The organism is Hymenobacter cellulosivorans (assembly GCF_022919135.1).
In the GTDB taxonomy this organism is placed as follows: Bacteria; Bacteroidota; Bacteroidia; order Cytophagales; family Hymenobacteraceae; genus Hymenobacter; species Hymenobacter cellulosivorans.
In genome coordinates this window covers 5,215,349-5,227,742 of the sequence record NZ_CP095049.1, presented here as the reverse complement: position 1 = coordinate 5,227,742, position 12,394 = coordinate 5,215,349, and the positions used below count along the sequence as shown (strand labels likewise).

Sequence of the window (12,394 nt, the reverse complement as noted above, 5' to 3'; positions counted from 1 at the left end):
TCGGTTGCTGCTTTAGTCAATACAAACCTTTTGCACAATTTACCTGCACGCCCATGAAATCTACAGCGACGTTTTTACTGCTCACGGCATTACTGACCGGTTCCTTGGTCAGCCAAGCTCAATCGTATCGACTGCAGCAAGGATTCGAAACCGTGGAAGGTCAGGATGAATTGCTCTACACGCGGGGTGCCACCGACCCGGGAGTAATGGCCACCGGTACCCTGGGCGCGGCCACTACAACCAATACCAATGCTGCGCCCAAGGCGAGCAACGTCTTTAGCGAGGGCAGCCAAGCCTTGGGGGTAGTCAACAACACAGGAGGCGGTACTACCACTTCGGTGCTGACGTTCAATAACACCGTGTTTGCTTCGGGCTCGTCGTCTAACTTTTTCAGCTTCCGTCTGGCTTCGTATCAGACCAACAACAACGGTGGTATCGACAACGGCTCGGCTGGAGTTCAAGTAAGCATTGCCTACAATGGCTCAACGACTTTTGTACCAACTCTGCAAATCAACGGTCAGGCCAACGGGTCGGTATTCAGCTATACCGGAACCGGAGTTGCCAGTGCCACGGTCAATACGATTAACCCAACACTGGCCACTGTTACTTCACCCAATGATCTGACGGGTAGTGGGCAAAGCACCGCTCTAACGGGTACCAGCGGCTACTCCACGGCTAATATTAGCTTTGGCTCAAACATCACGCAAATACAGGTACGGATTACTCTTATTGCTAACGGTAAAACGGCTTTGTACATCGATGACGTAGTCATTGGTAGCAACCGGCCTTTGCCAGTAGAACTGACCTCCTTCAGTGCCGCCCGGCAGGCAGGGGCTGTGCTACTGAAATGGGCAACGGCCAGCGAAAAGAACAACGACCGGTTTGAGGTGCAGCGCAGCGCCGATGGGCAGCAGTACGCCACCATCAGCACGGTGCAAGGGGCCGGCACTACCAGCCAGGGCACTTCCTACGCTACCCGCGACACTGAGCCTTTGTCGGGCGTAAGCTATTACCGGCTGCGCCAGGTAGACCGGGATGGCACAAGCTCCTTTTCCCCAGTACGGGTGGTGGGAGCAGTGCTGGCCATGGCTTACCCCAGCCCCACCTACGACGTGCTGAACCTGCCCGCTACCATGGTTGGCACACCTTACCGGGTATTTAATCCCTTAGGACAAACTTTGCTCGAAGGTAAGGTGCCTGCTACGGGTGCTGTCAACGTTCAGGGGCTGCGTTCGGGTGGCTACTTCCTCGAAGTCGGGGCAGGTGTCAACCGGGTCACTCAGCGCTTCGCCCGGGAATAGCCGCTTGGGTTGAGTCACTAAAAAAAGGCCCCCTTCTGTGCGGAAGGGGGCCTTTTTATGCAGTAACAAAATCGGGTGCAGCTGCGCGCAGACAGAAAGATTTAAACCGAAAAACTCTCGCCGCAACCGCAGGTGCGCGAGGCGTTGGGGTTATCGAAATAGAAGCCTTTCCCATTTAGCCCGTCGGAAAAGTCGAGCTGGGTGCCGGCCAGGTAGAGGAAGCTTTTCATGTCTACTACCACCCGGACTCCTTTATCCTCAAACTCCTGGTCCATGGGCTTTACTTCGTTATCGAAATCAAGCTTGTAGGACAGGCCGGAGCAGCCGCCCCCAGCCACGGAAGCGCGCAGGCGGTAAGTTTCGTCAAGCTGGGCGTCGGACATTAAACGCTCTACTTTCTCCTTGGCTTTGTCAGAAACGGTAATCATGGCTTGCGGGTACTTGGTATGTAGGGCTTAGTAGAAAGACAAAATATATGGGAAAAAAGTGTCCCAGTAGATATTCTGCCGGTTGCTACGAAGAAGGATTGAGCACAACACTAAACACCGTAATAGTGTTTAGGTCGCGCCCGTAATAAAGCTTGTCGAGTGCTTCATAGGCGTTGTGGGCCCGGAAGTAAGAAGTCTGCAACTCTTTGTCGCCGCGGGCCCGCCACTGAATCGTGTAGGAGCTTTCCGTGTCGCGCAGGCGCTGCACGTAGGTCAGCATCTTGCGCAGGGCATCGAGCTTGTCGTAGCCTTCCTCGTAGCGAAACAGGAAGCTCTGGTGGTGCCGTGGATTAACGGTAATCAAATCCAGGCGTACCAGATTATCCAGCTGGCGGTACTCAAACAGCAGATTGCCCGGACCCATGCCCAGATAATCCTCAATCTGTTTTTGAATGCGGCTACTTTCGACGTGAATGTCGGGCGAAACTTCCATGGATTAGAAGGGTAGAGGTAAGAACTCAGAAGTGAGAAGTCAGCCCTAATAAAATAGGCCGGCTTCTCACTTCTCTGTACTTCGTTCTACTAGTGGTGAGCCTTAGACTCTTCCAGGGCAGGCATGCCGTTTTTCACGCGGTAGTCATTGATGGCCGACTTGATAGCGTCTTCGGCCAGCACCGAGCAGTGAATCTTAACGGGCGGCAAGGCCAGCTCTTCCACGATTTCCATGTTGTCGATGGCCAGAGCCTCGTCTACGGTTTTACCTTTCAGCCACTCAGTAGCCAAAGAAGAGGAAGCAATAGCCGAGCCGCAACCGAACGTCTTGAACTTGGCGTCGGTGATGGTGTTGGTGGTTTCGTCAACCTCAATCTGCAGGCGCATTACGTCGCCGCACTCAGGAGCGCCCACCAGACCGGTGCCGACGTTCTTTTTGCTTTTGTCCAGCGTACCCACGTTGCGGGGATTGCTGTAATGGTCGATTACTTTATCGGAGTAAGCCATGGCTTTGTGTGATTAGTTGTCAGTTGATAGTTGTCAGTTGTCAGTACAGGGCGTGTTCGTTGTTACCTAACAACAAACAACTACCAACTGACAACTACGATTCTAGTGCTCAGCCCACTCAATCTTGCTCAGGTCGATGCCTTCCTTAAACATCTCCCACAGGGGAGACATTTCGCGGAGCTTGGTCACGGCTTCTTTTACGTGGCCAATGGCATAGTCGATCTGCTCTTCGGTGGTGAAGCGGCTCAGGCCAAAGCGCAAGGAGCTGTGAGCCAGGTCGTCGCTCAGGCCCAGGGCCTTGAGTACGTAGGAAGGTTCCAAGGAAGCCGAAGTACAGGCCGAGCCCGACGAAACGGCCAGGTCTTTCACGCCCATCATCAGGCCTTCGCCTTCCACGTACTTAAAGGAAATGTTGGTTACGTGGGGCAGGCGGTGTTCGCGCGAGCCGTTCACGTAACTTTCTTCCAGGGTCAGCAACTCGCGCTCCAGCTTGTCGCGCAGGGCCGAGAGGCGGGCCGTGTCGGCCGCCATTTCCAGGCGGGACAGCTCACAGGCTTTGCCCAGACCCACGATACCAGGCACGTTCAGGGTACCGGAACGCATGCCGCGCTCGTGACCACCACCGTCCATCTGGGCGGTAACCTTCACCCGGGGGTTCTTCCGACGCACATACAGCGCGCCGACACCTTTCGGACCGTACATTTTGTGGGCCGTGAAAGCCATGATGTCGATGCCGTCGGCAATAACATCTACGGGAATTTTACCAACCGCCTGCGTGCCGTCGGTCATGAATAGGGCGCCGTGCTTGTGGGCAATGGCAGCAATTTCACGAATCGGCTGAATGGTGCCGGTTTCGTTGTTGCCATACATGATGGTTACCAGAATGGTCTGGGGCGTCATGGCGGCTTCGAGTTCTTCGAGGCTGATGAGACCTTCCGAGTTGACGGGCAAGTAGGTTACCCGGCCGCCCAGCTTCTCAATGTGCTTGCAGGTATCGAGTACAGCCTTGTGCTCGGTGGTAGCAGTGATGATGTGGTTCCCCTTCTGGGCGTACATCTCAAACACCCCCTTGATGCCCAGGTTGTCCGACTCGGTGGCACCCGAGGTGAAGATGATTTCCTTGGAGTCGCAGTTGATGAGCGAAGCAATCTGCTCACGCGCATAATCGACGGCTTCCTCAGCAGCCCAGCCAAACGGGTGGTTACGGGAAGCGGCGTTGCCGAACACCTCAGTCAGGTAGGGCATCATGGCCTCCAACACGCGTGGGTCCAGCGGAGTGGTAGCGTTGTTGTCGAGGTAAATAGGTAGCTTGAGCATGGCTCGGAGTATGTAAATCAGCGAAAAACCAGAGTAAGCAGGCGAATCCTAGTGGAGAATGATTCGCAGGTAGAACACCAAAACCAGGGAACAGGTTTAGATTTGCTCCCACAAAAGTAGATATATTCCAAATAGCCTCCACCAGCTTCCCACCCCAACTTTCATGTTTACCAATCTGGAACACCTTGGCCTGGCCGTGCACGACCTCGAAGCAGCCACAGCATTATATACAACTCTGCTTGGGGAGCCTCCTTACAAGAAAGAGCACGTGGCCAGTGAAGCCGTGGATACGGTGTTTTTTCAGGTTGGCGGCTCCAAAATCGAGCTGCTGGCCGGCACCTCGCCCGATAGTGCCATTACGAAGTACCTGACCAAAAAGCCCGAGGGTATTCATCATGTGGCGTTTGAGGTCGACGATATCCGGGCCGAAATGGCGCGGCTGCGGCAGGAGGGCTTCGTGCTGCTTAACGAGGAACCCAAGCGTGGGGCCGACAACAAGCTCGTCTGCTTCGTGCACCCGAAAAGCGCCGCCGGCGTATTGGTAGAGCTTTGCCAATCCATTAGCCCCACCGACCATGAGTAACAATACCAACAGCAATTTCTTCCGCCAGGAAGTAGACGCCGCCGTAGATGCCCTGCTGCTACAGCAGGTAATTCTATACCCTACTGATACGGTCTGGGGCCTGGGGTGCGACGCGGAAGTGCCGCCGGCCGTGGAAAAGGTGTATAAGATCAAGAACCGGCCGGCCGAGAAGGGCTTTATTGTGCTGGTAGCCGATGAGGCCATGTTTGCCAAATACGCCGCCGTGGTACCACCTAACCTGACTGAGCTGCTGGCAGCCCAGGAGCGACCTACTACCTATATAGTGCAAGGCAGCCGCCATCTGGCCCCCAACCTGCTGGCTCCCGACGGCACCGTGGGGCTGCGCGTGACCCTACAGGACGAGTTTACTCAGAAAGTGGTGCGCCGTCTGGGCCATGGCCTGGTGTCGACTTCGGCCAACATCAGCGGGGAGCCAACCGCCGCCATTTACTCCGAAATCAGCCCTGCCGTCGTGCGGGCTGCCGACTATGTGGTAAGCTGGCGCCAGAACGACGAAACCCGCGCCCAACCGTCCCGCATCGTGCGGGTGCTGCCGGATGGCGGGTTGGAAGTGCTGCGGGATTAATGCTGCCGTTGTAGGTAGCGGCATGGGCTAGGCCACGGCCTGTTAGGGCGGAGCCTAGCTCATGCTGCCCCGCAATAAAACCAATTACGAGAGGGGCCCTACGGTGGTGGTAGCCCGCTGAGCATGGTACCGACGCACGGTTCGGGAAATAAGCCAGGTACCGATAACGGTAGGCACTATCCAACCTACCAACGACGACCAGGCCGGGGCCCCATCGGGTAGCCAGCGGCCCAGGTTCACGACGATAAAAGCCGTGGCAGCCGAAATATAGGAGCCTCCCAGGCGGGTAAAATGCCGGAGCAGCCAGGGAGTAGGAGCTAAGGAAGGGCGCAGAAAATCCTTGGTGTCGCGGCCGGCAAAGAGGCAGAGCAGTCCCCCGAAAAAGGCAAATAGAATGGCTTGTAGCCAGAGGCCCATCACCAGCATAAATAGCCCGACGAGCACGGCGGCTACGGCCAGCAGCCGGTCGGGGAAAGGCAGCCGACTGCTGTGGCGCCGGGCGGCCCGCCAGCCGCTGAAGCTCAAGTAGAAGCTCAGCACTGCGACACCCGTCAGAAACAAGCGGCTCAGGGCCAGCGGCTGCAATACGCAGAGCAGCACGGCCGTAAGCGCCACTGCCATCATGGCGTAGATGTAGACCCGACCGGCCCGGATGTGCAGCAGGCCGCCTTTGCGGCCGAGCATGGGTACTAGGCCCGCCAGTAAGGCAATGGTGCCCACGGCAATGTGAATGCCTAGTAACAGACGAATCGGAAGGGCCGTGGCTGGCAGCGCGAAGAAGGCGGGGAAGGCGGGGAAGGACATAATAGGCTACCGGTTAGGGAAGAAATCTGAACCGGATGCTCAAACTTCGCCTGGCCCTGACTGCCAATCCATTATTTGCTGCTGAACCCTTGGATAAAGCGGATGAACCGTAGTTCCTAACAGCTTACCCGCACAGCCTTCCGGCAGTTGGGCATGGTTGCTAGCTGGCAGTTGCCGAACTTTGCCGCATGAAAACTCCGCAGCTTCCCGACCTTCCCTTGTTTCGCACCATTGCCGAGGCCGCCGGTGAACTGGGCTACCCAGCCTACATCATTGGGGGGTTTGTGCGGGATTTGGCCCTGAGCCGGGAAAGTAAGGATGTGGACGTGGTGTGCGTGGGCGACGGAATTAAGCTGGCCCAGACCGTGGGGCGCAAGCTGCCGGGCAAGCCCCGGGTTACCGTGTTCAAGAACTTCGGGACGGCCATGCTGCCCACGCCTGAAATCGAGGTTGAGTTTGTGGGGGCTCGTAAGGAAAGCTACCGGGCCGAAAGCCGCAAACCCGAAGTGGAAGCCGGCACGCTGGAGGAAGATCTGGCCCGTCGCGACTTTACCATCAATGCCTTGGGCCTGAGTTTGAACCCCCAGGACTTCGGCACGCTCGTTGACCGTTACGACGGCATGGGCGACTTACAGCGCCGCATCATCCGCACGCCCCTCGACCCGGATATTACCTTCTCCGACGACCCACTGCGTATGCTCCGGGCCGTGCGCTTTGCCACCCAGCTCGATTTCGACATTGAGCCGGATACGTTCGACGCGCTTGCCCGCAACAAGGACCGTATCAAGATTGTGTCCCAGGAGCGGATTACCACCGAGCTGAATAAGATTATCCTGGCGCCCAAGCCCAGTTACGGCTTTAAGCTGCTGTTCCAGTGTGGGTTGTTGCAACTCATCTTCCCGAAGATGGCCCAGCTCTACGGCGTCGAGAAAGTGGGTCAGCACGCGCACAAGGATAATTTCTACCACACCCTGCAGGTACTCGATAACGTGGTGGCCGCCGGTGGCGACCTGTGGCTGCGCTGGGCGGCCATTTTGCATGATATTGCCAAGCCCGCCACCAAGCGCTACGACAAGAAAGTGGGTTGGACCTTCCACGGCCACGAAGACAAGGGTGCCCGCTGGGTGCCCGGCATTTTTACCGACCTCAAATTGCCCCAGGGCGAGGAGATGCGCATGGTGCAGAAGCTCGTACGCCTGCACCTGCGTCCCATTGCCCTGGTCAAGGAAACCGTGACCGACTCGGCCGTGCGCCGCCTGCTGTTCGAGGCCGGCGACGATATCGACCGGCTGATGCTCCTGTGCCGGGCCGATATTACAAGCAAAGACCACCAGCGCAAAGAGCGCTACTTGCGCAACTTCGGGCTGGTGGAAGAAAAGCTAAGGGAAGTAGAAGCCAAAGACCATCTGCGCAACTTCAAGCCCGTCATTACCGGGGAAGTCATCATGGAAACCTTTGGGTTGAAGCCCTCCCGTGAGGTCGGGGAGCTCAAAGAGGCCGTATTAGAGGCTATTCTCGACGGTAAAGTCCGCAACGAGTTTGAGGAAGCCTTTGCCTACCTGTTGCAGCTCGGCCAGGCAAAAGGACTTCCTCCGGGTCACCTTTTCACTCACCAGTAAGTAAACCCATTTTCTCGTGTCATTGCGGGTAAGATGCCGGCCGGGCCCCAAGGGTTGCCTGGCCGGCATTTCTACATTCGATTATTATGCCAAATCTGTGCGCGCCTCAATGAGGACCGCATGAAGCCTGGGCATTGTTATGAAGACAGCGTAGTGGATCAGGCCATGCGCTTACTCGTTGCCGGAAGTGCGCAGGCGGGTCACGCGTGAGGAGCCCGACAGGTCTTTCTGCACCCGCTCAGGTGAGCCGGCATACTCCACGCGGCTGGCACCGCTGAGCTCAGCCCGTAGGCGGCTGGCTACCCGGACCCGGGCCTTGCTCATACCCGACAGGTCAAAGTCAGCCGTTTGGGTGTTCATGCGCAGGCCTTCCACCTTGCAGGCGCCGGAGCCTTCCACGTTCAGGTCGTTGGCCGTGCCGCGCAGGTCGGCGCGGGAGGCGCCGGTCAGGTCCAGGTCGAGGCGGGGCACGTTCACGTCGAGCACCGCGTAGCAAGCTCCCGACTGCTGCACCTGCAAGGACTGGTCTTTGAAGCCGGCTACGTTGGCCTTGGAGATGCCGCTTATATCAAGCGACGTCAGCTCGGGCATCTGCACCCGAATCAGGACGGGCTTGTGGTTGCCCTTCATGCCCGAGAAGAAAGAATTGCGGTTACGGTCCCGAATCAGCAGCTCGTCGCCGTCGGTTTCTACCCGCAGGTTGCGCAGGTCGCGCTCATCACCGGCGGCTTCCACTTTGAATTCGGGGCCCTGGCGCACATACACTCGGTAGATGCCCCCGGCCTCAATGGTGCGGAAGCCCTTCAGGTCGAAGGTGCGGCGGGCCGAGCCGTAGCGGCTGGGGTCGGAGGAGAAGCCTTTGTCGTCGATGTCGATGTCAACGCCCACGCCACCGTCTTCGTCCTCATCGGTGTTGACCCGAATCCGGAAGTTTTCGTCGCCCGAGTTGATATCTACCGTCGTGTCGGTGCTGTCGTTGTCGGCCGTTTCCACATCTTCCTCGTCATCGAAGTTGCCGAAGCTGTCCTGCAGGTCTTCGCCGGTGCAGTTGAGGCATTCCAGCTTATTGCCGGTGAGGCGGTAGGCGTGCTTGTAGGCATCGTTAGGGCGCTGCTCGTTCAGGAAGTCGTCGTCGTCGAGCATGGAGGCAAAGCTCTGGCTCATGCGGAACGTCTTATTGCGGGGCAGATGCACCAGCAGGCTCACGTCCTGGTCGCGGAAGGCGGCACCGGGGCGGTAGGTGAAATGGTCATCGAAGACCAGGGTCGTGTCGTTGCTTTGGCGCACGGTGTAGCTTACCGAGCTGACGGCCATTTGCCGGGCGTTTTCCTGGGTGGGGCCACTGGCCGAGAAGTTCTTGTCAACCCGGACAGCAGCACCGCTGTCGGCGGCGGCCAGCTCTACATCTACCCATTGCGAGGAAGACCGGTCCATGCGGCGGGCATCGAGGAAGAGGCGGGGAGTAGCGGCCAGGGCCGGGAAGTTCTGATTCTGCACCACTTCGGCTTCTTCTTCGAAGTTGCGGGCAACCTGGGCAATGGCCACGGAAGAACCCACCAAGCCCAGCAGCCAGAGGCCGAACATCGTCAGATTAGCGGTGCGGCTCAACACTGAGCGGCGCAGCAGCAAGCCCAGGCCAGCCAGCATCATAGCCAGGGGCGGAATGGCCGTGACCAGGAAGAAAGGCAGCAACGACCAGGAAGGAATGGCATTGAGTGCCACGTATGCCGGCGTGTCGAAGAGCATGATGTTCTGACTTTCCGGAATCATACCCAAACCCACGCCCAGCGCGATGACCAGACCCAGCAGGATACCGAAGCCCGTGATGGTCATCAGCACCCCGATGAAGATGCGCAGGGCCGAGCCGATGAAGTTAAAGAGAGGCCGCACGTTGTGGAAGAAGTTTTCCAGAAAGGCACCCACGGGGCGGTTGTTGCCCGCGCCGTCGAGGCCGGCTTCGGAGTTACTGCGCAGGTTGCTGTCGAGGCTGGAGAGGGTCAGCGCGTCGCCCCGCATCCGCATCCGGTCGGACACGGTTTTGGCTTCGGGCAGCAGAATCCAGAGCACGATGTAAAGTGGGATGGCAAAGCCGCCGGCAAAGACGAAGGCCACGAACAAGACCCGAATCAGCACGACGTCCACTTTAAAGTAGGCCGAGAGACCGGCCGAAACCCCGCCGACTTTCCCGGTGTCGGTGTCGCGGTAGAGCTTCTTGAAAGTAGGGTCCTCGTCGGCCGACGTCGCGTCGTACTTCTTGGGCAGCGCAATCCAGAGGATGATGTAGGCAATCAGGGAGAAGCCGGCCAGGTTCTCGCCAAAGTCATTGCCGTGATTGTCAAAGGCAATGGGCGGGAAAATCAGCAGGCCTATGAAAGCCAGCCGGATCCAGAGCGGATTGACGGCGAAGTAGTGGGCAATACCGGCCGCAACGCCCGCAATCTTGCGGTTGGCCATGTCGCGGTACAGGCGCTTAGGCTCCGTGTCGGCAGCCGTAGCGGCCGAAGCAGCGGCATTGCCGGCCTTGGCGTAGTTGGTGTACACCTCGGGGCCGCCGGCCAGGGCAGCTTCCTCTTCCTCGGCATCATCGGCCGACTGAAAGTCGCTGACGCGGCCCATCTTGCCGACCATTTCCTGCACGTCTTCCAGGGTAATTACCTGCTTGATAGACGAGGTGCGAGCGGCAAACAGCTCGGCAATCCGGCCTTCAATGTCGGCCACGATTTCCTCGTGACCCCGGTAGCCGGAAAAGTGGGCCCGTACTTCGGCCAGGTAGCGACTCAGTACGTCGTAGCCATCTTCTTCGATGTGGAAGATGAGGCCTTGGAGGTTAATGCTGATATTCTTTTTCATCTCAGTGCTGCAAATCAAGAGTAACTCGAAAGGAATGGACCGGGCCAACTAAGTGCCGCTACGGCGTTGGGGTTGCGGCGCCATTGAGGTGAGGTTTTTGGCGGATGATGCGAATCGAATCCTGTACTTCTTCCCAGGTCAGGCGCAGCTGGTGCAGGAATTCCTGGCCGTCCTGGGTGAGGGTGTAGTACTTGCGGGGCGGTCCGGAGGTGGACTCTTTCCAGGTATAATCAAGCAAGCCGGCATTTTTGAGGCGGGTCAGCAGTGGATAGAGCGTGCCTTCCACTACGATCATGCGGGCGGAGGTCAGCTCCTCCAGCATGTCGGACGCATACACCTCGCCGCGGGCAATGATTTCCAGGATGCAGAACTCCAGGATGCCCTTCCGCATCTGCACTTGGGTGTTCTCTACTTTCATGGGCTGTGGCAGAAATCGGTGAAGAATGAAACAAAGATAATGGAAGGTACTATGCGACGCAAGGTACTAGCTGAATTTATTTTTAGTACTTGGTAATACATAGTTCCGATGGCATTGCTGGCGAGTCTTTTTTTCGCGGAAATCAGGGCCCCAAACCCAGCGCCGGTTGAGCTATAATCTGCCTTTCAGCGCGTTAAAGCAGGGTTTCGCTGCTGGGCTGTCGGGCTTCGGGTAGCAGCCGAGTTCCGCAGCGCACTATTAATAAGTATCTTGCGTTGCTGCTGCGGACCAACCGCATTTTTATTCACTACACCTCTATGCTGCACTTCTCCCGAATTGCCCCCGCACTGCTTGGGGCGGGCCTGACCCTGGCACTTGCCACGGGCGCCCACGCTCAGTCCAACGACCTGACGCCCAAGTACAGCAACGACTTTCTCAACATCGGGGTAGGGGGCCGGGCCCTGGGCATGGGCAACGTGCAGGTGAGCCTGGTCGGCGACGCTACGGCCGGCTACTGGAATCCGGCGGGTTTGCTCAACCAGAAAGCCAAGTACGACGCGGTGCTGATGCATTCGGAGCTGTTTTCGGGCATCGTCAAGAATGACTACGCGGCCTTCTCCATGCCCCTGGATGATAAAAGTGCCATCGGGGCCAGCCTGATCCGCGTCGGCGTCGACAACATCGCCGACACTAGGGCCCTGGTTAATGAGTACGGGCAGATTTCCTACGACCGGATCAACTACTTCTCGGTGGCCGACTATGCGCTGCTGCTCTCCTATGCCCGCAAAATCGGGAATGTGGAGGGCCTGAAGCTGGCCGGCAACGGCAAGATCATCTACCGCAACGTGGGCAAGTTTGCCAATGCCTGGGGCTTCGGCATTGATGCCGGCCTGCAGTACGACTACAAGAACTGGCGCCTGGGCTTGATGGCCCGCGACATTACCACCACGTTCAACGCCTGGTCTATCAACTCTGACGAGTTTCAGGGGGTAGCCGCGCAGAACGACTCGATTCCGACCAACAGCACCGAAATTACCCTGCCCCGCTTTATTCTGGGCGTGGGCCGCAGCGTGAAGCTGCCCGGCCAGATTACGGCCCTGGTAGCCGTCGACCTGGAACTGACCACCGACGGCAAACGCAACACGCTCGTATCGAGCGACGCAGTGAGCATCGACCCCAAGGCCGGTGTGGAAATCGGCTACAAAGACCTGATTTATCTGCGCGGCGGGGTGAGCAACTTTCAAAAGATTGACGCCGCCAAGTCTTTTGATGGCAAGGGTGGCTGGCGGCCCCAGCCTTCCCTGGGCGTGGGCGTAGCCTTCAGCGGCCTGCGCCTGGACCTGGCCTTGTCGCGCCTGGCCGTCGAGAAAATAAGCGGCCAGAATGCCACCAACTCGGTTATCGTGTCGCTGGGCTACGGTTTCAAATAAGCTTCTTTACGATATAACGGAGCCGCAGCACACCTGCGCGGCTCCGCCCGCTCTTCACT

Annotated in this window: 12 protein-coding genes; 5 read left to right on the top strand and 7 right to left on the bottom strand. The window is 58.0% G+C overall.

What is annotated here, in order from left to right; genetic code table 11:
* The first annotated feature begins 53 nt into the window (after positions 1 to 53).
* Positions 54 to 1,301: a T9SS type A sorting domain-containing protein gene (locus MUN80_RS22030; protein ID WP_244716394.1), complete on the top strand. Its 1,248-nt coding sequence runs from the start codon at positions 54 to 56 to the stop codon at positions 1,299 to 1,301.
* A 101-nt stretch (positions 1,302 to 1,402) separates the two neighbouring features.
* Here MUN80_RS22030 and MUN80_RS22025 read toward each other — a convergent pair whose 3' ends face one another.
* From MUN80_RS22025 to MUN80_RS22010, 4 genes are all read right to left on the bottom strand, one after another.
* The gene (locus MUN80_RS22025) at positions 1,403 to 1,729 is read right to left on the bottom strand and encodes a HesB/IscA family protein (protein WP_100336708.1); all 327 of its coding nucleotides are present in this window, start codon (positions 1,727 to 1,729) and stop codon (positions 1,403 to 1,405) included.
* Positions 1,730 to 1,814: 85 nt separating this feature from the next.
* On the bottom strand, positions 1,815 to 2,222 hold the full coding sequence (locus tag MUN80_RS22020) for a hypothetical protein (protein WP_244675061.1): 408 nt from the start codon (positions 2,220 to 2,222) through the stop codon (positions 1,815 to 1,817).
* An 89-nt stretch (positions 2,223 to 2,311) separates the two neighbouring features.
* Positions 2,312 to 2,728, bottom strand: a complete 417-nt coding sequence (gene iscU, locus MUN80_RS22015) for a Fe-S cluster assembly scaffold IscU (protein WP_100336707.1) — start codon at positions 2,726 to 2,728, stop codon at positions 2,312 to 2,314.
* 102 nt (positions 2,729 to 2,830) lie between these two features.
* Positions 2,831 to 4,045: an IscS subfamily cysteine desulfurase gene (locus tag MUN80_RS22010; protein WP_244716392.1), complete on the bottom strand. Its 1,215-nt coding sequence runs from the start codon at positions 4,043 to 4,045 to the stop codon at positions 2,831 to 2,833.
* 163 nt (positions 4,046 to 4,208) lie between these two features.
* Here MUN80_RS22010 and mce point away from each other — a divergent pair, with 163 nt between their 5' ends.
* Both mce and MUN80_RS22000 read left to right on the top strand, forming a co-directional pair.
* Complete coding sequence (gene mce, locus MUN80_RS22005; RefSeq protein ID WP_244716390.1) at positions 4,209 to 4,628, top strand: methylmalonyl-CoA epimerase; 420 nt, start codon at positions 4,209 to 4,211, stop codon at positions 4,626 to 4,628.
* Complete coding sequence (locus MUN80_RS22000; protein ID WP_244716388.1) at positions 4,621 to 5,214, top strand: L-threonylcarbamoyladenylate synthase; 594 nt, start codon at positions 4,621 to 4,623, stop codon at positions 5,212 to 5,214. The genes mce and MUN80_RS22000 overlap by 8 nt, the downstream gene beginning before the upstream one ends.
* 84 nt (positions 5,215 to 5,298) lie before the next feature.
* Here the strand turns inward: MUN80_RS22000 and MUN80_RS21995 are convergent, their stop codons facing one another.
* Positions 5,299 to 6,018 (bottom strand): DUF2306 domain-containing protein, encoded by a 720-nt coding sequence (locus MUN80_RS21995; protein ID WP_244716386.1) that lies wholly within the window; start codon positions 6,016 to 6,018, stop codon positions 5,299 to 5,301.
* 188 nt (positions 6,019 to 6,206) lie between these two features.
* Here MUN80_RS21995 and MUN80_RS21990 point away from each other — a divergent pair, with 188 nt between their 5' ends.
* Positions 6,207 to 7,637, top strand: a complete 1,431-nt coding sequence (locus MUN80_RS21990; protein WP_244716384.1) for a CCA tRNA nucleotidyltransferase — start codon at positions 6,207 to 6,209, stop codon at positions 7,635 to 7,637.
* A 171-nt stretch (positions 7,638 to 7,808) separates the two neighbouring features.
* On the opposite strand, the gene MUN80_RS21985 is transcribed toward MUN80_RS21990, so the two are convergent.
* Both MUN80_RS21985 and MUN80_RS21980 read right to left on the bottom strand, forming a co-directional pair.
* Positions 7,809 to 10,487, bottom strand: a complete 2,679-nt coding sequence (locus MUN80_RS21985) for a PspC domain-containing protein (RefSeq protein ID WP_244716382.1) — start codon at positions 10,485 to 10,487, stop codon at positions 7,809 to 7,811.
* A 58-nt stretch (positions 10,488 to 10,545) separates the two neighbouring features.
* On the bottom strand, positions 10,546 to 10,905 hold the full coding sequence (locus tag MUN80_RS21980) for a PadR family transcriptional regulator (protein WP_135391453.1): 360 nt from the start codon (positions 10,903 to 10,905) through the stop codon (positions 10,546 to 10,548).
* A gap of 317 nt (positions 10,906 to 11,222) precedes the next feature.
* Here MUN80_RS21980 and MUN80_RS21975 point away from each other — a divergent pair, with 317 nt between their 5' ends.
* On the top strand, positions 11,223 to 12,335 hold the full coding sequence (locus MUN80_RS21975; RefSeq protein ID WP_244716380.1) for a putative type IX sorting system protein PorV2: 1,113 nt from the start codon (positions 11,223 to 11,225) through the stop codon (positions 12,333 to 12,335).
* The last annotated feature ends 59 nt before the right edge of the window (positions 12,336 to 12,394 follow it).